At 46.9% G+C, this 21,066-nt stretch carries 26 protein-coding genes and 1 riboswitch; of the genes, 14 read left to right on the top strand and 12 right to left on the bottom strand.

Going from position 1 to position 21,066, the window contains the following annotated elements; all coding sequences use genetic code 11:
- The first annotated feature begins 12 nt into the window (after positions 1-12).
- The 3 genes from MHB78_RS06560 (at position 13) to MHB78_RS06570 (ending at position 4,060) form a co-directional block, all read left to right on the top strand.
- Entirely contained in the window at positions 13-1,164 is a 1,152-nt protein-coding gene (locus MHB78_RS06560; protein WP_046130677.1) for a M20 peptidase aminoacylase family protein, read from the top strand.
- Positions 1,161-2,504 (top strand): MmgE/PrpD family protein, encoded by a 1,344-nt coding sequence (locus tag MHB78_RS06565; protein ID WP_046130676.1) that lies wholly within the window; start codon positions 1,161-1,163, stop codon positions 2,502-2,504. Before MHB78_RS06560 ends, MHB78_RS06565 begins: the two co-directional genes overlap by 4 nt.
- A gap of 125 nt (positions 2,505-2,629) precedes the next feature.
- Positions 2,630-4,060: an IS1182 family transposase gene (locus MHB78_RS06570; RefSeq protein ID WP_065894389.1), complete on the top strand. Its 1,431-nt coding sequence runs from the start codon at positions 2,630-2,632 to the stop codon at positions 4,058-4,060.
- A 54-nt stretch (positions 4,061-4,114) separates the two neighbouring features.
- On the opposite strand, the gene MHB78_RS06575 is transcribed toward MHB78_RS06570, so the two are convergent.
- From MHB78_RS06575 to MHB78_RS06590, 4 genes are all read right to left on the bottom strand, one after another.
- Positions 4,115-4,306, bottom strand: a complete 192-nt coding sequence (locus MHB78_RS06575; RefSeq protein WP_046131363.1) for a hypothetical protein — start codon at positions 4,304-4,306, stop codon at positions 4,115-4,117.
- Positions 4,307-4,333: 27 nt separating this feature from the next.
- Complete coding sequence (locus MHB78_RS06580; RefSeq protein WP_065894679.1) at positions 4,334-4,492, bottom strand: DUF1540 domain-containing protein; 159 nt, start codon at positions 4,490-4,492, stop codon at positions 4,334-4,336.
- A 64-nt stretch (positions 4,493-4,556) separates the two neighbouring features.
- On the bottom strand, positions 4,557-5,600 hold the full coding sequence (locus MHB78_RS06585; protein ID WP_173427501.1) for a cytochrome d ubiquinol oxidase subunit II: 1,044 nt from the start codon (positions 5,598-5,600) through the stop codon (positions 4,557-4,559).
- A gap of 30 nt (positions 5,601-5,630) precedes the next feature.
- On the bottom strand, positions 5,631-6,962 hold the full coding sequence (locus tag MHB78_RS06590) for a cytochrome ubiquinol oxidase subunit I (RefSeq protein WP_046131361.1): 1,332 nt from the start codon (positions 6,960-6,962) through the stop codon (positions 5,631-5,633).
- Between the two features lie 191 nt (positions 6,963-7,153).
- On the opposite strand from MHB78_RS06590, the gene MHB78_RS06595 reads away from it, so the two are divergent.
- Entirely contained in the window at positions 7,154-7,399 is a 246-nt protein-coding gene (locus MHB78_RS06595) for a type B 50S ribosomal protein L31 (protein ID WP_046131360.1), read from the top strand.
- A 41-nt stretch (positions 7,400-7,440) separates the two neighbouring features.
- Here the strand turns inward: MHB78_RS06595 and MHB78_RS06600 are convergent, their stop codons facing one another.
- Positions 7,441-8,418 (bottom strand): zinc ABC transporter substrate-binding protein, encoded by a 978-nt coding sequence (locus tag MHB78_RS06600; protein ID WP_046131359.1) that lies wholly within the window; start codon positions 8,416-8,418, stop codon positions 7,441-7,443.
- Between the two features lie 201 nt (positions 8,419-8,619).
- Here MHB78_RS06600 and MHB78_RS06605 point away from each other — a divergent pair, with 201 nt between their 5' ends.
- The gene (locus tag MHB78_RS06605) at positions 8,620-9,189 is read left to right on the top strand and encodes a carbonic anhydrase (protein ID WP_046131358.1); all 570 of its coding nucleotides are present in this window, start codon (positions 8,620-8,622) and stop codon (positions 9,187-9,189) included.
- Here the strand turns inward: MHB78_RS06605 and yidD are convergent.
- Positions 9,186-9,413, bottom strand: coding sequence for a membrane protein insertion efficiency factor YidD (gene yidD, locus MHB78_RS06610; RefSeq protein ID WP_046131357.1), 228 nt, complete (start codon positions 9,411-9,413; stop codon positions 9,186-9,188). The two genes, MHB78_RS06605 and yidD, sit on opposite strands and share 4 nt — an antisense overlap.
- Before the next feature lie 132 nt (positions 9,414-9,545).
- Between yidD and MHB78_RS06615 the strand changes: the two genes are divergently transcribed.
- Positions 9,546-10,019: an S-ribosylhomocysteine lyase gene (locus tag MHB78_RS06615; RefSeq protein ID WP_046131356.1), complete on the top strand. Its 474-nt coding sequence runs from the start codon at positions 9,546-9,548 to the stop codon at positions 10,017-10,019.
- Positions 10,020-10,146: 127 nt separating this feature from the next.
- Positions 10,147-10,593: a FixH family protein gene (locus tag MHB78_RS06620; RefSeq protein ID WP_046131355.1), complete on the top strand. Its 447-nt coding sequence runs from the start codon at positions 10,147-10,149 to the stop codon at positions 10,591-10,593.
- Here MHB78_RS06620 and ytzI read toward each other — a convergent pair.
- The gene (gene ytzI / locus MHB78_RS06625) at positions 10,587-10,736 is read right to left on the bottom strand and encodes a YtzI protein (protein ID WP_099047069.1); all 150 of its coding nucleotides are present in this window, start codon (positions 10,734-10,736) and stop codon (positions 10,587-10,589) included. The two genes, MHB78_RS06620 and ytzI, sit on opposite strands and share 7 nt — an antisense overlap.
- Positions 10,737-10,870: 134 nt before the next feature.
- On the opposite strand from ytzI, the gene MHB78_RS06630 reads away from it, so the two are divergent.
- The 3 genes from MHB78_RS06630 to MHB78_RS06640 all read left to right on the top strand — a co-directional run bounded on the left by MHB78_RS06630 (position 10,871) and on the right by MHB78_RS06640 (position 12,232).
- Positions 10,871-11,308 carry a Dps family protein gene (locus MHB78_RS06630; protein WP_046131354.1) on the top strand — a complete coding sequence of 146 codons (438 nt, stop codon included), beginning with the start codon at positions 10,871-10,873 and terminating at the stop codon, positions 11,306-11,308.
- Positions 11,309-11,454: 146 nt separating this feature from the next.
- Positions 11,455-11,859 carry a phage holin family protein gene (locus MHB78_RS06635; RefSeq protein WP_046131353.1) on the top strand — a complete coding sequence of 135 codons (405 nt, stop codon included), beginning with the start codon at positions 11,455-11,457 and terminating at the stop codon, positions 11,857-11,859.
- A gap of 49 nt (positions 11,860-11,908) precedes the next feature.
- The gene (locus MHB78_RS06640; RefSeq protein WP_046131352.1) at positions 11,909-12,232 is read left to right on the top strand and encodes a hypothetical protein; all 324 of its coding nucleotides are present in this window, start codon (positions 11,909-11,911) and stop codon (positions 12,230-12,232) included.
- A 46-nt stretch (positions 12,233-12,278) separates the two neighbouring features.
- On the opposite strand, the gene MHB78_RS06645 is transcribed toward MHB78_RS06640, so the two are convergent.
- Positions 12,279-13,085 (bottom strand): AIM24 family protein, encoded by an 807-nt coding sequence (locus MHB78_RS06645; protein ID WP_046131351.1) that lies wholly within the window; start codon positions 13,083-13,085, stop codon positions 12,279-12,281.
- A 256-nt stretch (positions 13,086-13,341) separates the two neighbouring features.
- Between MHB78_RS06645 and ytkD the strand changes: the two genes are divergently transcribed.
- Positions 13,342-13,818: an RNA deprotection pyrophosphohydrolase gene (gene ytkD, locus MHB78_RS06650; RefSeq protein WP_046131350.1), complete on the top strand. Its 477-nt coding sequence runs from the start codon at positions 13,342-13,344 to the stop codon at positions 13,816-13,818.
- Positions 13,819-13,849: 31 nt separating this feature from the next.
- Here ytkD and MHB78_RS06655 read toward each other — a convergent pair whose 3' ends face one another.
- Genes MHB78_RS06655 through MHB78_RS06665 form a run of 3 tightly spaced genes read right to left on the bottom strand, consistent with a single transcriptional unit; the run spans position 13,850 to position 16,388 of the window.
- Positions 13,850-14,662 carry an ABC transporter permease gene (locus tag MHB78_RS06655; protein ID WP_046131349.1) on the bottom strand — a complete coding sequence of 271 codons (813 nt, stop codon included), beginning with the start codon at positions 14,660-14,662 and terminating at the stop codon, positions 13,850-13,852.
- Entirely contained in the window at positions 14,637-15,419 is a 783-nt protein-coding gene (locus MHB78_RS06660; RefSeq protein ID WP_046131348.1) for an ABC transporter ATP-binding protein, read from the bottom strand. Before MHB78_RS06660 ends, MHB78_RS06655 begins: the two co-directional genes overlap by 26 nt.
- Before the next feature lie 12 nt (positions 15,420-15,431).
- Positions 15,432-16,388 carry an ABC transporter substrate-binding protein gene (locus MHB78_RS06665; protein ID WP_231947508.1) on the bottom strand — a complete coding sequence of 319 codons (957 nt, stop codon included), beginning with the start codon at positions 16,386-16,388 and terminating at the stop codon, positions 15,432-15,434.
- Positions 16,389-16,533: 145 nt separating this feature from the next.
- On the opposite strand from MHB78_RS06665, the gene MHB78_RS06670 reads away from it, so the two are divergent.
- Both MHB78_RS06670 and MHB78_RS06675 read left to right on the top strand, forming a co-directional pair.
- The gene (locus MHB78_RS06670) at positions 16,534-17,307 is read left to right on the top strand and encodes a prolyl oligopeptidase family serine peptidase (RefSeq protein WP_046131346.1); all 774 of its coding nucleotides are present in this window, start codon (positions 16,534-16,536) and stop codon (positions 17,305-17,307) included.
- A 54-nt stretch (positions 17,308-17,361) separates the two neighbouring features.
- A complete protein-coding gene (locus MHB78_RS06675; RefSeq protein ID WP_046131345.1) occupies positions 17,362-17,604 on the top strand; it encodes a DUF2584 domain-containing protein in 243 nt (80 codons plus the stop codon).
- 41 nt (positions 17,605-17,645) lie between these two features.
- Here MHB78_RS06675 and pckA read toward each other — a convergent pair whose 3' ends face one another.
- Positions 17,646-19,229 carry a phosphoenolpyruvate carboxykinase (ATP) gene (pckA, locus tag MHB78_RS06680; RefSeq protein ID WP_046131344.1) on the bottom strand — a complete coding sequence of 528 codons (1,584 nt, stop codon included), beginning with the start codon at positions 19,227-19,229 and terminating at the stop codon, positions 17,646-17,648.
- A 194-nt stretch (positions 19,230-19,423) separates the two neighbouring features.
- Positions 19,424-19,554: riboswitch (SAM riboswitch) on the top strand.
- Positions 19,555-19,863: 309 nt separating this feature from the next.
- Between pckA and metK the strand changes: the two genes are divergently transcribed.
- On the top strand, positions 19,864-21,066 hold the full coding sequence (metK, locus tag MHB78_RS06685; protein ID WP_046131343.1) for a methionine adenosyltransferase: 1,203 nt from the start codon (positions 19,864-19,866) through the stop codon (positions 21,064-21,066).

Genomic DNA, 21,066 nt, shown 5'->3' on the forward strand with positions numbered 1-21,066 from the left:
GGATGAAATGGAATGGCCGAAGAATATCATGAAGCGTTGCATACGCGTTTGATCAACATTCGCCGGGATCTTCACGAACATCCTGAACTGTCGTTTCAGGAATTTGAAACGACGAAAAAAATCCGCCGCTGGCTTGCGGAAGAAAATATTACAGTTCTTGAGGTGCCGGGGCTTGAAACGGGTGTAGTTGCCGAAATCAAAGGGCGCGAGGAAGGACCAGTCATTGTGCTGAGGGCGGATATCGATGCGCTTCCGATTCAGGAACAGACTGGCCTTCCGTTTGCCTCTAAACACGAAGGAAAGATGCATGCGTGCGGACACGATTTTCATACTGCCTCGATCATTGGAACAGCCATTTTGCTGAACCGTAGAAAGGACGAATTCAAAGGGACGGTCCGCTTCATTTTTCAGCCCGCAGAAGAAATTGCCGCTGGAGCAAGAAAGGTCATTGAAGCAGGAGTGCTGGACGGGGTTTCCGCCATTTTTGGCATGCATAATAAGCCCGATTTGCCAGTCGGCACGATCGGATTGAAGGAAGGAGCCTTAATGGCGAGCGTCGACCGATTCGAGATCACGGTTAAAGGTAAAGGCGGGCACGCCGGCATTCCGGACAACAGCGTCGACCCCATAGCCGCGGCAGGCCAGATCGTCAGCGGCTTGCAGTCGGTTGTCAGCCGCAATATCAGCTCGCTGCAAAATGCCGTCGTCAGCATTACAAGAATACAGGGCGGCAGCTCGTGGAATGTAATTCCGGACCAAGTAGAAATGGAAGGTACTGTCCGCACCTTTCAAAAAGAAGCCAGATCGGCGGTGCCGGAACATATGAAACGGGTGGCCGAGGGAATTGCAGCCGGCTTTGGGGCTCAGGCTGAATTCCGCTGGTTCCCATATTTGCCTTCCGTTCAGAATGACGGCCGCTTTTTAACGGCGGCAGCAGAAGCGGCATCCCGTCTCGGCTATCAAACCGTCCAGGCCGAACAGTCCCCCGGCGGAGAAGACTTCGCTCTTTACCAGGAAAAAATTCCGGGCTTTTTTGTTTGGATGGGGACCAGCGGAACAGAAGAATGGCACCATCCGGCATTTACATTGGATGAAGCGGCTTTAAAGACGGCCGCCCGCTATTTTGCCGAGCTGGCAGTCATCGCGCTGGAGACGGTCAAATGAATGGACAAGAGCTGACAAAAAGTCTGGCTCATGCCGTTATATCTTCGCGTCCTGAGGATTCCGCTGATGCGATGCGTGAAGCAGAGAAGGGCCTGCTCGATTTCACAGCCGCAGCTTATGCAGGAAGAAACGACAGCGGCGTGAAAAAACTGCTGCACTTGCTCGAGGGGGAAGGCGGCAAACCGATCGTTCCCCTTATCGGCCAAGGAAAAAAAGCATCTCCATTACAAGCAGCGCTGCTTAATGGATTTATGGCACATGCGCTTGATTTTGATGACGTCCATTCCGATGTAAGGGGTCATCCGAGCGCGGTCATATTGCCTGCCCTTCTTTCTTCCGCGGCTTCCCGCGGGGAGGATGAACGTTTTTTCGGCGCTTATATTTTAGGGGTAGACGTCATGGCGAGGCTTGGCGAATCGATTGGCAGCCGGCACTATGAAAAAGGCTGGCACAACACAGGGACGCTTGGCGCTATAGCTGCAGCCTGTGCAGCGGGTTATGCAGAAAACCTATCCATTGAAGAGCTTGAAAGAGCGATCGGTTTTGCCGCCTCTCAATCGGCGGGAATGAGGGTACAGTTCGGTACGGAAATGAAGCCTCTGCACGCCGGTCTTGCTGCCCGGGCCGGGTTGTTTGCCGTTAAGCTGGCTCAATCGGGCTTTGGGGGCTCGGACGCGGCCCTTGATGGAGAACTCGGTTTTTTTAGCCTGTACGGCGACTTGGAAAAAGCGCAGCATGCCTTGTTAAACCATTGGGGAGCGCCGTGGAGAATCGTTGACCCCGGACTGTGGTTTAAAATTTACCCGTTCTGCTCTGCAGCACACCACGCAGCAGATGCCATCCGCCATCTTATAGCTGAGCATGGGATCTCTGCCGAAAAGACGGAAAGGGTTGAAGTTGTTTTTCCTCCCGGGGGAGACGCCGCTTTAACAGAAAGCCGTCCCGCAACAGGGGAAGAAGGCCGCTTCAGCGTTGAGTACGTCATCTCCCTTGCTTTAAACGGTCAGGAGCTTGTGGCAGACCGCTTCAGCCGCGAGCCGATCCCAAGCGGCATCCGGGCGTTCATGGAGCGGATTCACCGCGTTTATGATGCCGGGATCCGCCCTGATCCGAAAGCTGTTCCGAAAGGCCGTTTTACGATTGTACGTGCATTTCTTGCGGACGGACGGATTTGCGAAGCCCGCATCGATTGTCCGAAGGGAGCGCCGGGAAATCGATTATCGGGACAAGAATTGATACAAAAGCTGAAACTTGCGCTTCATTCTGATGAACAAAAAGCGGGCCATTTGCTTTCCGCTATTAGGGAAAAGAACATTCACCGCTTTTTATTGCATATATAAAAACACGGCACAAATACTGTTTGTGCCGTGTTGCAGCTTGTCGACAAAGTCACAAAAAAAGTGGCTTGATCGACAAGCTTTTTTTGTTAAAATGTGTGTGGAATCTAATTTTTGGAGGTTTTACCATGTTGACCAAACACTCTAAAGATCAGCGTGAACAGCTTGAAGTCTTTGCCTTAAGTGAGCTTGTACCTGAAGACCATTTGGTCAGGAAGATGGAAGAAGCCATTGATTTTTCATTTATTTATGAAAAAGTTGCCCCTCTTTATTCTTCAAAAGGGCGTCCAAGTATTGATCCTGTTGTACTGATTAAAATGGTGCTCATTCAATACGTGTTTGGTCATCGCTCCATGCGCGAAACCATTAAGCGAATCGAAACTGATGTAGCCTATCGCTGGTTTATTGGATATGGATTCTCTGAAAAAATCCCTCATTTTTCAACCTTCAGTAAAAACTATGAACGTCGCTTTCATGACACAGACCTATTTGAAACAATCTTCTATAAGATTTTACGTCAAGCCATGGATCTCGGCCTCGTCGATCCTTCGGTCGCCTTCATCGACAGCACACATGTCAAAGCGAATGCCAATAAGAAAAAGTTTGTGAAAAAGATCGTAAGAAAAGAAACAAGAGCTTATCAGGAGCAGCTAGATCAAGAAATTAATGCCGATCGCGAAGCGAACGGAAAAAAGCCCTTAAAGCCCAGGCGATGCTTAGAGGAACGAGAAGTAAAGGAAAGTACAACTGATCCTGAGAGCGGATATTTTGTCAAAGGCGAACGAGAACGTCTTTTTGCCTATGGATTTCATACAGCTTGTGATCGGAACGGATTTGTGCTGGGAACGGTTGTTGAGCCTGCCAATATCCATGACAGCCAAGTGTTCGCGTCGCTGTTTCAACAAGTAAAAGAGCGCGTTGCCAAGCCTCATACGGTCGCAGTTGATGCCGGATACAAAACACCGGTTATCGCAAAATTTCTTCATGAAGAAAACGTTCGCCCTGTTATGCCTTACACGCGTCCGCAAACCAAAAAAGGATTCATGAGAAAACACGAGTATGTTTACGATGAATTTTATGATGTCTATATCTGCCCGCAAGACCATATTCTCTCCTATCGCACAACCAATCGGCAAGGTTATCGAGAGTATGCTTCAGATCCAAAACGATGTAAACAATGTCCATTACTACATACATGTACAGAAAGTAGAGATCATCGAAAGATGATTCACAGACATATCTGGCAGGATCATTTAGACGAAGCTGATCATCTTCGGCATACGGAAGAGAATAAACAAATCTATGCCAAACGTAAAGAGACGATCGAGCGAGTTTTTGCCGATTTAAAACATAAGCATGGCCTGCGCTGGACAACCCTACGGGGAAAGAAAAAATTGTCCATGCAGGCGATGCTTGTTTTCGCTGCCATGAATCTGAAAAAGCTGGCGAATTGGACCTGGAAGGGTCCTAATCGCCAGCCTTCTGATCGAAATAATAGAATAAAATGGACAAAAACAGGTCGGATTTTTAAAATCCGACCTGTTTTGTCAACGGTCTGAAACACGGCACAAATACTGTTTGTGCCGTGTTGTTTTTTAAATAAGCAAACTGTTTTAGTCCCGCAAAAGCAGGTCCTCGTGCACGGTTTGTCCGATCAGTTTGTCTGCCTGCTCAGGCAAACCGTCGAGACATCCGTATTCATAATCCCATAAGTTCATGAAGGAGCGGGCGGCCTTTTGAAAAGAGATTTCATCGGCTCCCTGGATTTCCTGATAAAAAGCCTTTAGCAGCGACTCTCTGTTCATGCCTGTTCCTCCTTCATCACATCTGTTCTAGTGTTCGGGTTTGAATGTTTTACAATCTGTTTCTTCGGTTGTAGAAGCTTTTTCACCTTCGGCATGGCTTACGACGTATATGGCATCAGCCGTACATTTGTTCCCTTTGTCCCAGTACGTGCAATTTGAAACTTCACACAGTATTTTTTGGTCCACTTTTTTTGGCCCCCTTAAAAATAGTGTACGATCTTAGCTTAACCGCCCTGCGCATCGTTCATACTTATTCAGGCTGTTTTATGTACCGCCTGTCCTTCATGAATAATTTCCAGAAGTAATAGAACCCGGGAAATAAAATAATAAAACCGACGATGTACGAGATAAACAACGCTCTGAACGTTTCCGGGGCGGTGAAACCGGATTGTATCGTCACTTCGGGGTGGATCATATACGGCAAATGGGACTTTCCGTAAACGTAGCTGGCCGTAAAATACTGCAGTGTAATCGCAATAACGGAAAGCCGCGGCTTTCCTAACCGGTCCTTATTGTAGGTATTCGGCAGAAACAGTGCGCCTAAGGCCGCCAAAAACAGCAGGAATGATAAAAACAGCCATGGCAGACCGTTCATCATTTTTGTGTAAAGCCAGTTTGCTTCGGTTCTCATTGTCATCATGATGCTTAAGGACATGATCAAAGCGAGCGGTCCGGTGATAAGAGCGTTTCGGCGATACACCTGGTACGCGTCTTTTTCATCGGCCACATTTGAAAAATCAGCGAGCAGCAAAGAAGACAAAAACAGGGTGCTGAAAATGGCAAATCCCATAAACGAGTAGGCGTGCGGACTCAAAAATAAATCGGCGAAATCCAAGCGGTAGCTGCCGTTTTGCCGGTACACAAAATGTCCGTGGGTAATGGGCAAAACGAGAATTAAAACGGCGGGAATAATAAATCCGCTGATTCCCGAAACGTAAGTCAACGCTCTTTCATAGCCTTTAGCAGCGTGGGCAAAAACCAAAAAGCCGCTTCGAATTGCTAACAGCAATAAAATGATGCTGCCCGGAAGCAAAAGCACCGTCCCGAGGACAAACGTTCCGCCCGGGAAAAAGCTGAAAAGGGCCACGACGATTCCGACAATAAAGACATTTGTTACCTCCCACGTCGGGGAAAGGTAGCGATTGGCGATATTCGTCGCTTTCAGCTGCTTTTTATTCATATAAATCATCGACCAAAAACCTGCTCCAAAATCCATGCTCGCCATGACGGCGTAGATAAATATAAATCCCCACACGATCGAAATGGCCAGCAGGGCATCTGTTGTTCCATCCATTTGCATGTATGACTCCCTTCTTTCGTATTGTTACGCTTCCGATGCTTTAAGGTCTTCTTCGACGGGATGGCGTTTAAAATAATATTGCAATACGAAGACCACTGCTGCTCCTAAAATGACGTAGACGATAAAAAACAGGAAAAACAGCAGTCCGATTGATCCTGAGGATGTCACCACTTCAGACGTTTTCTGCATGTGGTAGATCACCCAGGGCTGCCTTCCGGTGCATGCAAACACCCAGCCGAATTCAATTCCAAGCAGGCTGAGCGGCCCTGCCGTCGTGAAAAAGACGAGCATCCAGCGCGGAAAACGATCTTTTTTCAAAACGTTTCGCCAAATAAAGCCGGCCGCTGCGTAAACGATCAGCAGCATGCCGATCAGCACCATTCCGTTAAACAGCGTATGAATGTACAAAGGCGGCCACTCATCACGTGGATACTCATTTAAGCCTTTCACAACGGTGTCAAACCGGTTGTCTGCCAAAAAGCTCAACGCCCACGGTATTTCAATCGCTCCTTTAACTGATTGCGTCTCTTCATCGGGAAATCCTCCGATCGCCAGCGGAGCATAGGACTGCGTTTTAAATAAACCTTCTGCTCCGGCCAGCTTTTCCGGCTGATAGCGGTGAAGAAACTGTGCAGATTCGTGTCCGCTCAGCGCGGTAATTAATGAAAACAGTCCGCCGACGAGCAGTCCGAGCAAAAGCGCTTTTCTGTGAAGGGCATACACTTTTTCATTGTTCCGATTGCGAAGCATTTTATATGCGGCGATCGTTGCAATGATGAAGGCTCCTGTCATAAACGCCGAGACGACGACATGGCTGGCCGTAATGAAAAAGCTTTTATTGAAAAAGGCCGTCCATGGGTGAACATCCGTAATTTCCCCGTTGACGATTTTGAAGCCTTCAGGTGTTCCCTGAAATGCATGGACGTTTGTAATTAAAATGGCTGAAGACGCTGCACCGATAACGATGAAGACGATGGCGGTGATTCTCATGAGCGGAGTCAGCCGGTCAGCCGCATAGACATAAATGGACATAAATAAAGCTTCGATGAAAAATGCGTATATTTCAATTTGAAATGGAAGGGACATTACCTTTCCGATGACTTCCATGAAGCCCGGCCAAAGAAGGGCAAGCTGGGTTCCAGCGATCGTTCCGGTCGGAATGGCGACGCCCAGCAAAACGGCCTGTGCCTTCGTCCATCTTTTCGCCATTATGGCGTAATGGGGATCTTTTGTTTTTTGGTAAATCAGCTCAGCCAGCAAAATCATTAAAGGAACTCCGACACCGAGTGTAGCGAAAATTATATGGAATCCCATCGTTGTTCCGAATAGGCTTCTAGCGAACATTAAATCATTCATCCGGAAAACCACCTTTCATTCACACCATTTTGCTTTTATTGTTTACCTCCTTTTTTAGATTATTCTTCCTGTTCGTCGGGAAATTTGTTAAGATGCTTAAAAATGTAAAAACAGGAGTGAAATTTTGACATGAGGATATTGGTGGTTTATAATAAAACGTAATTGTTACGTTTTAAAAAGGAGGAATTATAATGAAACCGAATATTCATCCTAAAACATATCAAGTGATCTTTCAGGATGTAAACAGCGGCTACCGTTTTTTGAGCCGTTCCACGAGAACGTCTGATGAAACGGCCGAATGGGAAAACGGAAAAACGTATCCGGTGATTAAAGTTGAAATCAGCTCAGACACCCATCCGTTTTATACGGGAAGACAAAAATTCAATGAAAGAGGCGGAAGGGTCGAACAGTTTAAGAAACGGTTTAATATGGATTAACGAAAAAACACGCGCATTCCTCGGTTGCGCGTGTTTTGCTTTTATTGATTTGACAATGCTTTTTTCAATACGGACACATTTTCCTCCATGATGCTCAGATAATCCTCGCCGTTTTGTCTGTCTTCTTTTGTAACGGATTCAAGGTTTTTCATCGTCAAGCTTTTGGCCCCGATTTCATTTTTAATAATCTCTGAGATTTTGCTGCTGACGTTGTTTTCAAAAATAACGTATTTAATGTCGTGTTCTTTTGCTGTTTTGACGATGTTTTCAAGTTCTTTTTGGGAAGGCTCCTCTGTCGGTGAAAGGCCAAGCACGCTGATCTGTTTGATGCCATAGCGCTTTTCCCAGTATCCGTATGCGGCATGCGAGACGAGGATCTCTTTTTTGTCAGCTTTGGCGACTGTCTGTTTAAGCTCTTGATCAAGCTGTTCCAACTCTTTTTTGAGAGATTCATAGTTTTTCGCGAACTCTTTTTTATGCTCCGGTTCCAATGCCGTCAGTTCGTTTTTAATGTTTTCCGCCAGCTTTTCGGCAAGCACCGGGTCAAGCCAGACGTGAGGGTCTTTACCTCCATGGTCATGATCGTGTTCATGTTTGTGATCATGATCGTGTTCTTCTTCACCGTGTTCGTGCTCTTCTGTTTGGGACAAGAGACCAATGCCTTCGCCGGCTTTGACGATTTTGACGTCGCTGCCTTTTAACGTGTTCACGGCTTTATCCGCGAACCCTTCAACACCGACCCCGGAATAAATGAAAGCATCGGAATCAGAAATCTCCGCCATCGTTTTTGAGCTTGGCTCATACGTATGCGCTTCAACGTTTGGAGGGTATACGCTTTTGACGTTCACATATTCCCCGCCGATTTTTTTGGTGAAATCCTCAAGCGGATAAATGGTTGTGTAGATATCCAATTTTCCGTCGTGTTCTTTATGATCGCCGGAAGCTCCGGTGCTTGAGCAGCCCGCCGTCAGTCCCGCTGCAAGAATGAATGCGGATGCCAATCCGAGTGTTTTTTTCATCGTATTTCTCCTCTCAACGTAAAAACTGAAATCATTACGATTTAACAATCCTGTATCATTGTATCGTAATTATTACGATTTGAAAAGAGGGAAAATAAAAGAAAAAATCGGATTAAAACCGGAAACGCTTTGATGGATGAAAGAAATTGAAATTGTATGGTATATTTAAATATAAAACATTGTTTAGAAAGGAACTGGATCATGAAACTTTTGGACAATATTCTACAGTTTAACAAACAGTTTGTTGAACGCGGGGATTATAAAAAGTATGAAACAAGCAAATTCCCTGACAAAAAAATGGTCATCCTCTCTTGCATGGACACAAGGCTTGTTGAGCTTCTGCCGCACGCGATGAACATGCGCAACGGCGACGTCAAGATCGTCAAAAGCGCGGGCGCCCTTGTCGCCCATCCTTTTGGAAGCATTATGAGAAGCATCCTTGTCGCTGTTTATGAATTGAATGCCGACGAGGTCTGTGTTATCGGCCATCATGACTGCGGGATGAGCAAGTTGAAATCCGAAAGCTTTTTGGACAAGGTAGTCAAGCGCGGCATTCCGAAAGAACGGATTCAAACGCTTGAGTATTCAGGCGTCGATTTTGAACAGTGGCTGAAAAGCTTCGAATCTGTAGAAGCCAGCGTCAAAGACAGTGTCAACGTTATAAGAAACCATCCGCTTTTGCCGGAAGACGTTCCTGTGCACGGGCTTGTCATCGATCCGGAAACGGGCAGACTTGACCTTGTTGTCAACGGCTATAAGGAAGAGCGCTAATCTTTTTGCTTTTTTTCAGGTACTGGATCAACGCCGCCGGGATGGAACGGATGACATTTCAAAATGCGCTTGACGGTCAGCCAGCCTCCTTTGAGGGCGCCGTGTTTCTCAATCGCTTCCAGCCCGTAATTTGAGCAGGTCGGATAAAAGCGGCAGGATGGCGGCAAAATGGGCGATATCCATTTTTGATACGTGCGGATGATCAGCAGGAACAGAGTTTTCATGTTTTCAGCACCTTTTTTTCTTCATATTATAATATAAGAAAAAAGCGTACAAAACGAAAAAGCATTTACCTAAAAACATATCGGTAAAGTGTGATATAATAAAAAAAGACCGATAGAGGGGAGAGAAGAAACATGCCTTCAGTAGAAAGTTTTGAACTTGATCATAATGCAGTTAAAGCGCCTTATGTCAGACATTGCGGCGTTCACAAAGTCGGAACGGACGGCGTCGTCAACAAGTTTGACATCCGCTTTTGCCAGCCGAATAAACAGGCGATGAAGCCTGATACCATTCATACACTGGAGCACCTGCTTGCATTTACGATCCGCACTTACGCGGAAAAATACGACCATTTCGATATTATCGACGTGTCGCCGATGGGCTGTCAGACGGGCTACTACCTTGTCGTAAGCGGTGAGCCGACTGCTGAAGAAATCGTCGATTTGCTTGAAGACACGTTTAAGGAAGCAGTCGAAGTGACGGAAATTCCGGCTGCAAACGAAACGCAGTGCGGCCAGGCGAAGCTTCACGATCTGGAAGGTGCAAAACGCATGATGCGCTTTTGGCTTTCGCAAAATAAGGAATATTTATTAAAGGTATTTGGATAATGCCTTTCAAACACCGGTTCTTGTGCCGGTGTTTTTCATTTGTCCACAAAGAAAATAATGCCATAAATGCCGGAACTTTGCTACACTTGAATATGTGATATATCATATTTAAAAAAGGGTGATAGGGATGCGTTTAGGTAAATGGGTCATACTCTTTGTTTTAACGGCCGGCCTGTCAGCCTGCGGTCAGGCGGATAAACCGGCATCAACAGAACAGGAGCCAAAGCTGTTGACCGCAAAGCTTACGGCGCCTGAGCATGCGGACAAAAATGAAAAGGCTGTCATTAAAGCGTCCGTGCTTTACGGGGACGAGCCTGTGGCAGATGCTGATGAAGTCGAGTTTGAAGTTTGGAAGTCCGGAGGCAAAGAGAAAAGCGAGCTTGAGAAAGCGAAGAATGAAGGAAAAGGGGTCTACAGCATTTCAAAAGCATTTCCGGAAGACGGGCTTTATAAAGTTCAGGTCCATGTCACGGCTAAGAAGCAGCATACGATGCCGGTAACGGAAGTGAAAGTCGGTTCTGCAAAGGATCAGGCGGGGAACGATGAGGAAGAAGAAAGCGGCCATCATCATTGATCAGGCCGTTCTTCCTCTATCCGGCGGTTTGGCGGAGGGGGGTCGATTCGATGCTGAAAGTCGTACGCTTTTGATGTCGTGACCAGTGATAATGCCAGTACAATGCCTGTAATCAAAAAGCCTGCAACAATCCAGAAGATCATAAAAAACCTCCGTGTTCTTTTTACAATAGTTTACCATATAAGGAAACGGAAATCATGATCAAGAGTAAAAGAAATGTTTTCTGTACAAGCTAAACGGGTAAACCATAAGTGAATCAAAAGGAGGACGATAAGAGATGTCGGAAAAATTGAAAACAGCGGTTAACAAACAAGTTGCAAACTGGACTGTCCTATACGTCAAGCTACATAATTATCACTGGTATGTGAAAGGCAAAGATTTCTTTACGCTGCACGAAAAGTTTGAAGAGCTGTATACGGAAGCCGCCCAATATATAGACGATTTGGCTGAACGCCTGCTGGCCATGCAAGGCTCTCCGGTCGGAACGATGAAGGAGTGCCTTGAAATCTCATCGATCAAAGAAGCTGACGGCGGAGAGACTGCAGAACAGATGGTGCAAAATATTCATGATGACTTTTTGACGGTGGCCGAAGAGCTGAAAAGCGGAATGGAGCTTGCCGATGAAGTGAATGATGAAACGACGGGAGACATGCTTCTCGCCATTCATCAAACGATCGAAAAGCACAACTGGATGCTGAAGGCGTATTTGGGATAATGGATGGACCCGGGCTGATGCCCGGTCTTTTTTGTTCGTTTTAAAGCCTTTTTTATAAATTGTCAAACAATTCATCCAAGCCTTTCAAAGCCGCTTTTCATAGGATAAGCTATGAAAAGTCTTTTTTTGAAAGGATGTTGAAGCGCATGAACAGAGACTTAGGCATCTTTTCGCTATTTTCAATCTGGTTTTCACTTTTCGGATTTTTGTTTGGTGCAATCGAATATTTATTTTTAATATTAATTACGTTAATGGGGATTGAGTTTGTCAGTAACAGTTTAAACGAATGCGTGAACGATCAATTCACGGTCAAGAGCTTGTTTACAAGGCTTGCGAATAAATTTGTCACGCTTTTTCTTATATCTGTGGCGCACTTTTTTGACCAGCTGCTTCAGACGGATAGTTCAATCCGCGATTTTTCGATCGTCTTTTATATTTTGTATGAGACATTTCTGATCGTCGGCACGGCTCATGCGCTGGGAATACCGGTTCCTCAGTTTTTGCTGGAAATTCATGAATTCGTTAAAAATAAACTGCGCCGAAAACGGTAACTTTTTAGAAGCAACAGGCAATACTAACGGGAAAAAGGGATGATTGGCTTTGGAAAAAAGGACATACTATATTTCTGTTCAAGATGGAATGATTTCGCAGCATCCCGGCGCATCTCCCTGGGAATTTCAAATTTCGGCAACCGATGAAGATGTCATTCTGTTAAGGGAATATTTTGACCAGCTCTACTCCGAGGATTGGATCAACTTTTTCCGGGCGCACGTGCCGGCTGTCGAATACCATTATGACAGCTCAAATGATAAAATGGACGAACTTCGCCGGAATATTTATCAGATGCTTTATCGCCTCGGCAATGAAGAAGCGAAAACATTTATCAGCGAGAACGGCCTTTGTGACATGAAATCCGCTGATTAAAGAAAAACCTCTTCTTAAGATAAAGAAGGGGTTTTTCATCGTGCAGTTATCTTCTGTTATTTAAAATGCTGCCTACGATACCGCCGAGTCCGCCCTGATCTTGACCATGATGCTCCGGCTGGTTCGTCAAGCCCTGGCGTGTATTCTGCCATGCGCTGTTTTGCGTCTCCGCCTTGTAGCGATTATCGTCAAGCCCCACCTTGAGCCCCGATTGTCTTTCAAACGGCTGAACGATCACGATCTGTCCCGGCTGTTGAAATTCAAACATATACGATTCTCCTGAAGTCTGCCCGATGACCGTTTTCCAGTTCACATCCAACGTCACCTTTGGAGCCGGTCCCGTCCAAGCGACGATTGCATCCGGATCGACGCGGCACGGACTTTCAAGAACGAGCGGGTTGCCTGCCGTTTTAACGGCCACTTGTGCACCTGTTCCGTTATATGTAAGCTTTGAAGTGAACAGTCCTTTTTGGGATAAAACGCCGACGCCGACGGGCGTAACACCGTAATGGCAGTCTTCTGTAAACGCGAGCAGATCCTCGCTTTCCACAGAAACGCTCTGCCAAATTCCGTTCGGCTCCAGGTTAATCACCGTGACATGCTCGCCTTGATCGGCTAAATAGCAGACTCCGCGGCCGGTTACTTCCATCATTTCGAGATTTTCCCCGGTCAATTTTCTGCTTAAATGATTGAATACCTGCTTGACGATATTTCCCTGGTTTGTCCCGAGCAGCCGTTTGCTGTATTTCAATTGGCCCTGATCGGCGATCATCGCGCCTTTCTTCGCAAAAAAACGTCCGCTTCCTTCTGCTTTCAGTGTTAATTCTTGTTCTGTATCAAAATGAAAACTCAATATATGACAACTCCTTGCTTGTCTGAAGCTAGCAATTTATGAAACTATCGCATCACTATAAACACGCAGAGCTCATGCAGAAGGTTTCTATCCCATCCGATTTTTTTGCTTCCAAATACGGTGTTTTAGAGAGCGCCCTTTTGTGAAACAATAAAATGAAAATTTACAGCTTGCAAATGTACAAAAGCACTACAGAAAAAGCGGATATGTGATATGATGAGTTGAAGAAGCAAGGAAACGGATTAGAGGGATCATGATGTACGAATTTAAAGACTTTTACCGGAACACGGTTCAGCTCTCCTTTGAAAATCATCCCTTTTCACAAGCGCCAAAGCATGTGTGGGTGATCTGCCGCTATCAAAATCAGTGGCTTTTAACGGATCACCAGGACAGAGGATACGAGTTCCCCGGCGGCAAAGTAGAGCCTTTTGAAAATGCCGAGGAAGCAGCGCTGCGTGAAGTGAAAGAGGAGACGGGAGCCGATGTGAAAAAGCTGACATATATCGGGCAATATAAAGTCCTCGGCAGGGAAAAAGTGATAATCAAAAATATTTACTTTGCCGAGATTGATAAAATTGAAAAACAGGAAACGTACTATGAGACGAAAGGTCCTGTTTTAATGGACGATCTGCCGGAGGATATAGTAAAAAACAGAAAATACAGCTTTATTATGAAAGACTCCGTCCTGAAAATCAGCCTTGAGAAGCTGAAAAAAGACGGCATGATCAAATAAAAGCCCCGCTTACCCGGGGCTTTTTCGATATTTATGCTCTTCCCTTCATCAATTTCTTCTCTAACAGCTCGACGCACTGGTACATGATCGTTGCAAAGACGGCGATAATCAAAAGGCTCAGCATCACGAGCGTGAAATTAAAGACCTGGAACCCGTAAATGATCATATAGCCCAGACCTTGTGCCGATACTAAAAATTCCCCGACGATGACCCCGACCCAGCTCAGCCCGACATTTACTTTCAAAGCAGAAATGATTGTCGGAATCGATGCAGGAAGAAGCACCTCTTTGAAGATTTCGCTTTTTGTGGCCCCAAACGTTTTCATGACTTTTATATAATTTTCGTCGATTTCCTGAAAGGATGTATAGACGACGATTGTGGTAATGATCACGCTGATGATGGCGCCCATGGCGATGATGCTCGAAAGACTCGGGCCGATGGCGACGATGAGGATCGGGCCAAGCGCGACCTTGGGCATCGCATTAAGGACGACGAGATACGGGTCCAATATTTTGGAAAGGCGCGGGAACCACCATAAAAGAGCGGCCAGAAACGTCCCGAGCAAAGTCCCGAAGAGAAAGCCGAGAATCGTTTCAAATACTGTGACACCGATGTGCCCGGGCAATGAACCGTCTCCCATTTTCTCAAGGAAAAGCGCCCAGACGGCCGAAGGGGAGCTGAAGATGAGCGGATCGATCCATGCCAATCGGCTGGCCGTTTCCCAGAGCGCGAAAAAAATGATAAAGATCGCAGCTTGATAAAAACGGACCCGCCTTTTTTCCGCCTGCTGCTGTTTTAAAAACTCCTGATGAAGGACATCAACTTTCTGCCCGATGTTGTTCAAGGTGATTGAGCTCCTTCCATATGTTCTGAAAAAGGGATTGAAAATCCGGCTCCTGCCTTGCTTCAAAAGGTGTCATTCCTTTTAGGGAATCAGGGACGGCAAAGGTTTTATGAATCGTCCCGGGCTGTTTTGAAAACAGCAAAATCCGGTCGCTCATCGCAATCGCCTCGCCGATATCATGGGTGACGAGAACGGCTGTTTTTTGATAGGTCTTTAATGTGTTGAATACCAAATCTTCAAGGTTCAGTTTTGTCTGATAGTCAAGAGCTGAAAAGGGTTCATCCAAAAGAAGGATATCCGGGTCGACGGCAAGGGTGCGGGCGAGCGCGGCTCTCTGTCTCATGCCGCCTGAAAGCTCCTTCGGATATTTTTTTTCGACATGGTAAAGTCCGAGCTTTTCCAGCAGCTCCAAAGCGCTTTTTTCCGTCTCAGGGGTCAGCTTGTTGGAAATATGCAAGCCGATTAAGACGTTTTCCTCAATGGTTTTCCAGGGAAATAAATAATCCTGCTGCAGCATGTAGCCGATTTGCAGGTCTTTTTCGCCGGGTTTGCGGTTTTCAATCAATACGCGTCCTGCTGTGGGAGACACGATGCCTGCGATGATTGACAGCAGCGTCGTTTTGCCGCAGCCGCTCGGGCCGAGAAAGGAAACGAATTCGCCCTTTTCCGCTTCAAAGCTGATATTTTCGAGCGCTGCCGTTTTTTCTTTCAGGGAAAAATAAGTATGTGTGACGTCCTGAACTTGCAAAAAAGACAATGCGGCCACCTCCTAGTGATTTTTTGTGACCTTTTCGGCGATCTTTGTATTGACCAGTTCGTGATGGGAGGTGCGTTTTGGCAGTTCGCCGGCTTCATCCATAATGGTTTGAAGCTGATTCCATTCCATTTCATCCAAAATCGGATCGTGTGCAAAGGACTTTTGCTGTTTATACCGTTCGATCGACGATTCAAGGATCGAAGGTTCCGTATCTTTAAAAAACTGGTCCTGGATGCTCTGCGCGGCTTCTTTTGAAGAGTGCGACCCGACCCATTGCTGCGCTTTGTAGATCGCCCGGGTGAATTTTTCCGCCGTTTTTTCGTTTTTCTTTAAATAGCTTTGTTTTGCCATAAATGTCGTATAGGGAATGCGGCCCGATTCTTTGCCGAAGGAGGCGACAATGCGGCCGATGCCTTCTTTTTCAAAAATGGAGGCCTGGGGTTCGAAAAGCTGAACGTAGTCACCTGTTCCGGAAGCGAAGCTGTTTGGAATATTCGCAAAATCAATCGTTTGGATTAAATCGATATCATGTTTCGGGTCAATGCCCTTCTGTTTTAAGACAAACTCTCCGGCCATTTGGGGCATTCCGCCTTTGCGCTGTCCGAGAAAGGTTTTTCCTTTCAGCTCTTTCCAGCTAAAGTTATCCGCTTTTTTGCGGGCGACGAGGAACGTTCCGTCCGTTTGGGTTAGCTGGGCAAAATTGACGGCGGGGTCGCTTGCGCCTTGGGCATTGACATAAATGGAAGTTTCAGAGCCGACAAGCGCGATATCGGCGCCGTTCGACAAGAGGGCCGTCATCGTTTTATCGCCGCCCCACGTCGTTTTCAGTTCGACATCCAAACCCTCTTCCTTAAAAAAACCTTCGGAGATGGCGATATATAAAGGCGTGTAGAAAACGGAACGGGTCACTTCCGCAAGCCGGACTTTTTCGGTTTTGACTCCGCTGCAGGAAGCGAGGATAAACAGCATCAGGGTGAAGGATAATATGTTAAAAAAGAAACGCTTCAAACCGATTTCCCTCCTTTAATTTCGGTTGCTTTCGGCATAAAATAGTTTATGTTAAATGCAAAACAGGTGTGAGGGACGACTGCGGATTATCAGAGGTGAGCCATACATGTGGATAGAAAAAAGGAGGTTCCCGTCTCCGAATAAACGGATTCGCCTGTTTTCCGTCACCTATTTGTCGCAGGGGCTCAAGGTCAAGGGGCTGCTGGCTGAACCGGCTGCTCCCGGCCGCTATGACGGATTTTTGTATTTGCGGGGCGGGATCAAAAATGTCGGGATGGTCAGGCCCGGACGAATCGTCCAATTTGCTTCGCAAGGGTTTGTCGTTTTTGCGCCGTACTACAGAGGAAACCAGGGCGGTGAGGGCAATGAAGATTTTGCCGGAGACGATAGAGAAGATGCATTTGCCGCTTTTCGCCTTCTTCAGAACCACGAGCTTGTGAACGATCGGCGGGTTCACATTTTCGGGTTTTCAAGAGGCGGGATCATGGGCATTTTAACGGCGATAGAAATGGGATCTGCCGCCGCTTCATTCGTTTCCTGGGGAGGGGTCAGCGATATGGCCTTGACTTACCGCGAGCGCAAAGACCTGCGGAGAATGATGAAACGGGTCATTGGAGGTACGCCGGAGAAAGTGCCGGAAGCGTACGGGCGGAGGACGCCGTTTGACAAAATCGGCAGCATCGAAGCGCCGGTGCTGCTCATCCACGGTGCAAAGGATGAGAATGTTTCGATTGAGCACGCGAGACACCTCGAACGGGAATTGATCAGTCAAAAAAAGCCGGTCGAAACATGGTATTTCAATCAGTTCACCCATTACTTTCCCCCCAAGGAGAACAGGCGGATTGTAAGGGACCTTGCGCAATGGATGAAAAGCAGGTAATGGACAAGTTATGGTAAACTAATGCTGACAGATAAAAAGGAGGGGGATTTTCTGATGGGAATGCCTGTTGAATTTAATACGATGATCGTCACGAAAGGAAAAGAAACGCGGGTAGAGGAAAATGTATTTACACTTGAAAAAGAAGGCTATCGTGTTTACCCTCTTCATGTGCCGATAGAAGTCAAAAAGACGAAGAACGGCGATGTGACGGGAACCGCCCATGCGGAGCGCCTGGAATGGTCGGAAGGGCGCACTCATTTAACATATAGACTCGTTTCTTTAAACTCGACGAATTAAACATAAAAGCCAAGGCGCTGTCCGCGACCTTGGCTTTATCGTTAAACTAGAGGGCCTCCCGTTTTTTCGAGGTCTCCCGTATTGGAAAACTTTTTGAAGTTCTTTTTGAACTCATTTGCCAACTGGCTCGCTTTTTCTTCGTACTCCTTTTCATCCGCCCACGTCTTCGCCGGATCGAGCACCTGGTCAGGAACGCCTGGAACGTGGATCGGCGTATGCAGGCCGAAAATCCGGTCCGTTCTCATCTCGGCGTTGTCCAAATCCCCTTCGATTGCCGCGCGCACCATTGCCCTCGTGTAAGCCAGGCTCATTCTTTTCCCGACTCCGTAGCCTCCGCCGGTCCATCCTGTGTTGACAAGGAACACGCTGACACCGTGTTCGTCAATTTTCTTGCCGAGCATTTCCGCGTAAACGTGAGCAGGAAGCGGAAGGAACGGCGAACCGAAGCACGTTGAGAAGGTCGCTTCAGGAGAGGTGATGCCGCGTTCTGTTCCGGCAAGCTTGCTCGTATATCCGCTCAAGAAATGGTACATCGCCTGCTCTTTCGTCAGCTTGCTGATCGGAGGCAGCACGCCGAACGCATCTGCCGTTAAAAATACAATCGTCTGCGGATGTCCTGCAATACTTGGCAGTACGATGTTATCGATCGCATCTATCGGATAGGCCGCTCTCGTGTTTTCCGTATAAAATGCATCATCATAGTCCGGCTCCCCGGTCGCATCGTCAACAACGACATTTTCCAGGACGGAGCCGAAGCGGATCGCCCGGTAAATCTGCGGCTCTTTTTCTTCGCTTAAATGTATGCATTTTGCATAGCAGCCGCCTTCAATATTGAAGATTCCCGTACTTGACCAGCCGTGTTCATCGTCTCCGATCAGCCTGCGGTTCGGATCTGCGGACAGCGTCGTTTTTCCCGTCCCGGATAAGCCGAAGAAGAGGGCTGTGCCGCCTTCTTCGCCAATGTTGGCAGAACAGTGCATCGGCAAAATGTTTCGTTCGGGAAGAAGGTAGTTCATAATGGAGAAAATCGATTTTTTCATTTCTCCGGCGTATTCTGTGCCCCCGATTAAGATGGTGCGCTTTTCAAACGATACGATGATGAACGTTTCCGATTTGGTGCCGTCGATCAGCGGATCGGCTTTGAAATTCGGCGCCGAAAGAATCGTAAAAGGCTCTTCAGCCGCTTGCCGGGAGCGGCCGTCAGGTCTGATGAACAGCTGTCTTGCGAACAGGTTATGCCACGCAAATTCGTTGACGACAGTAATCGGAAGCCGGTATTTTTCGTCTGCACCCGCAAACCCCTCAAATACAAACAGTTCCTCGCGCTCCTTTAAATAGCTGACGACTTTTGTGTAAAGGCGGTCAAAAGCTTCTTCCGAAATCGGCTGATTCACCGCGCCCCAGTCGATCTTCTCTTTTGTGCTTTTTTCTTCTACGATGAATTTGTCTTTCGGAGAGCGGCCGGTATATGTACCGGTCGTCGCGCGCACGGCTCCGGATGATGTCAAAATTCCCTCTTTCCGCTCAAGAACCTTTTCAACCAAATGGGGAACGGATAAATTAAATTGAACGTTTTTGCCTGACAATAACGTTTGCAAATCGTTCGTTGCATCTACAGAGTTCATAAAAAACCTTCCTTTGCGTGTTATTTAATGTGTATAACATTAATGTAGAATTAGTATAACACATTTGTTCTTATAGTCTATACTGTTTATCAAATTTCGTGCGGGTTTTTTCTTTATGTACGGTGTGCAAATTTATTTCTGCTTATATTGACATGACAAGTCATTTTAAGATAAGATATTTCATTGAGCGGATACTCTTATCCCGAGCTGGCGGAGGGACAGGCCCAATGAAGCCCAGCAACCGGTTTCTCTTCATCATCACAGTTTCGAGACAACTACGGTGCTAACCTGATGCAAGGTTTTGACATACCTTGAGCGATAAGAGTGAAAGGCACGCACTACCAGACCCTTTCCTCAGCGAACAGGAAAAGGTTTTTTTATTGCATAAAAAATCATGCCTTCAGGAGGAAGGTACTGGGCGTTTTTCACATAAAAGTGAAAGGTTTTGGCCGAGTATCCGGGCAATAGGAGACGCTGGAAAAGCCTCTTTCCATAGACGGCTTGGCGTCCCGATTAGCGAAGCCTTTCAGACGAGAGAGTATGAAGCCCGAGTATCGTCATATAATTAAGAGAGACGAGTTCCGTATCATACCTTAAGATCACGGCTGATCTTCATATACAGGAGGAAACATACATGAGCAAAAATCGTCGGTTATTTACATCAGAGTCAGTTACGGAGGGACATCCGGACAAAATTTGCGATCAGATTTCGGATAGTATATTAGACGAAATTTTAAAGAAAGATCCGAATGCCCGCGTTGCATGCGAAACATCTGTGACGACCGGCTTGGTGCTGGTAAGCGGTGAAATCACGACATCCACGTACGTGGATATCCCGAAAACGGTTCGTGAAACGATTAAAGAAATTGGATACACGCGCGCAAAATACGGCTTTGACGCAGAAACGTGCGCGGTGTTGACGTCGATAGATGAGCAGTCTCCGGATATTGCGATGGGGGTTGACCAGGCGCTTGAAGCACGTGAAGGAGCGATGAGCGACGCTGAAATCGAAGCGATCGGAGCCGGTGACCAAGGCCTGATGTTCGGTTTTGCGTGCAATGAAACAAAAGAGCTCATGCCTCTGCCGATTTCTCTTGCTCACAAACTGTCCCGCCGTTTGACCGAAGTTCGCAAAGAGGAAATTCTTCCATACTTGCGCCCGGACGGAAAGACGCAGGTGACCGTCGAATATGATGAGAATAACAAACCGGTCCGCATCGATACGATCGTTATTTCTACGCAGCACCATCCGGAAATTTCGCTGGAACAGATTCAGCGCAATCTGAAAGAACATGTGATTAACCCGGTTGTTCCGCAAGACCTGATCGATGAAAACACAAAATATTTTATTAACCCGACAGGCCGCTTTGTCATCGGAGGACCGCAAGGCGACGCAGGCTTGACAGGACGAAAAATCATTGTTGACACATACGGCGGATACGCGCGCCACGGCGGCGGAGCGTTCTCCGGAAAAGACGCGACCAAAGTCGACAGATCCGCGGCTTATGCAGCGAGATATGTGGCGAAAAACATCGTGGCAGCAGGGCTTGCTGATTCATGCGAAGTGCAGCTTGCTTATGCGATCGGCGTCGCACAGCCTGTATCCATTTCAGTCAATACGTTCGGCACCGGCAAAGCCAGCGAAGAGAAATTGATCGACGTGGTTCGCAAAAACTTTGATTTGAGACCTGCCGGCATTATCAAAATGCTTGACTTGCGCCGTCCGATCTATAAACAAACGGCAGCTTACGGACATTTTGGACGCCCTGATCTTGATCTGCCTTGGGAGCGCACAGATAAAGCAGATCAATTGCGCAAAGAGGCGTTAGGGGAATAA

Source organism: Bacillus sp. FSL K6-0138 (assembly GCF_037982765.1).
GTDB classification, from domain to species: domain Bacteria; phylum Bacillota; class Bacilli; order Bacillales; family Bacillaceae; genus Bacillus; species Bacillus glycinifermentans.

Coding starts and splice junctions, on each gene's coding strand:
- MHB78_RS06570 (WP_065894389.1), top strand. CDS start 2,630: ATGTTGACCAAACACTCTAAAGATCAGCGTGAACAGCTTGAAGTCTTT.
- ytzI (WP_099047069.1), bottom strand. CDS start 10,736: ATGATCTTCTGGATTGTTGCAGGCTTTTTGATTACAGGCATTGTACTG.
- MHB78_RS06595 (WP_046131360.1), top strand. CDS start 7,154: ATGAAACCGAATATTCATCCTAAAACATATCAAGTGATCTTTCAGGAT.
- MHB78_RS06670 (WP_046131346.1), top strand. CDS start 16,534: ATGTGGATAGAAAAAAGGAGGTTCCCGTCTCCGAATAAACGGATTCGC.
- MHB78_RS06630 (WP_046131354.1), top strand. CDS start 10,871: ATGTCGGAAAAATTGAAAACAGCGGTTAACAAACAAGTTGCAAACTGG.
- MHB78_RS06605 (WP_046131358.1), top strand. CDS start 8,620: ATGAAACTTTTGGACAATATTCTACAGTTTAACAAACAGTTTGTTGAA.
- MHB78_RS06585 (WP_173427501.1), bottom strand. CDS start 5,600: ATGGATGGAACAACAGATGCCCTGCTGGCCATTTCGATCGTGTGGGGA.
- MHB78_RS06665 (WP_231947508.1), bottom strand. CDS start 16,388: ATGCTGTTTATCCTCGCTTCCTGCAGCGGAGTCAAAACCGAAAAAGTC.
- MHB78_RS06565 (WP_046130676.1), top strand. CDS start 1,161: ATGAATGGACAAGAGCTGACAAAAAGTCTGGCTCATGCCGTTATATCT.
- MHB78_RS06560 (WP_046130677.1), top strand. CDS start 13: ATGGCCGAAGAATATCATGAAGCGTTGCATACGCGTTTGATCAACATT.
- MHB78_RS06635 (WP_046131353.1), top strand. CDS start 11,455: ATGAACAGAGACTTAGGCATCTTTTCGCTATTTTCAATCTGGTTTTCA.
- MHB78_RS06675 (WP_046131345.1), top strand. CDS start 17,362: ATGGGAATGCCTGTTGAATTTAATACGATGATCGTCACGAAAGGAAAA.
- MHB78_RS06615 (WP_046131356.1), top strand. CDS start 9,546: ATGCCTTCAGTAGAAAGTTTTGAACTTGATCATAATGCAGTTAAAGCG.
- ytkD (WP_046131350.1), top strand. CDS start 13,342: ATGTACGAATTTAAAGACTTTTACCGGAACACGGTTCAGCTCTCCTTT.
- MHB78_RS06575 (WP_046131363.1), bottom strand. CDS start 4,306: ATGAACAGAGAGTCGCTGCTAAAGGCTTTTTATCAGGAAATCCAGGGA.
- MHB78_RS06620 (WP_046131355.1), top strand. CDS start 10,147: ATGCGTTTAGGTAAATGGGTCATACTCTTTGTTTTAACGGCCGGCCTG.
- metK (WP_046131343.1), top strand. CDS start 19,864: ATGAGCAAAAATCGTCGGTTATTTACATCAGAGTCAGTTACGGAGGGA.
- pckA (WP_046131344.1), bottom strand. CDS start 19,229: ATGAACTCTGTAGATGCAACGAACGATTTGCAAACGTTATTGTCAGGC.
- yidD (WP_046131357.1), bottom strand. CDS start 9,413: ATGAAAACTCTGTTCCTGCTGATCATCCGCACGTATCAAAAATGGATA.
- MHB78_RS06600 (WP_046131359.1), bottom strand. CDS start 8,418: ATGAAAAAAACACTCGGATTGGCATCCGCATTCATTCTTGCAGCGGGA.
- MHB78_RS06590 (WP_046131361.1), bottom strand. CDS start 6,962: ATGAATGATTTAATGTTCGCTAGAAGCCTATTCGGAACAACGATGGGA.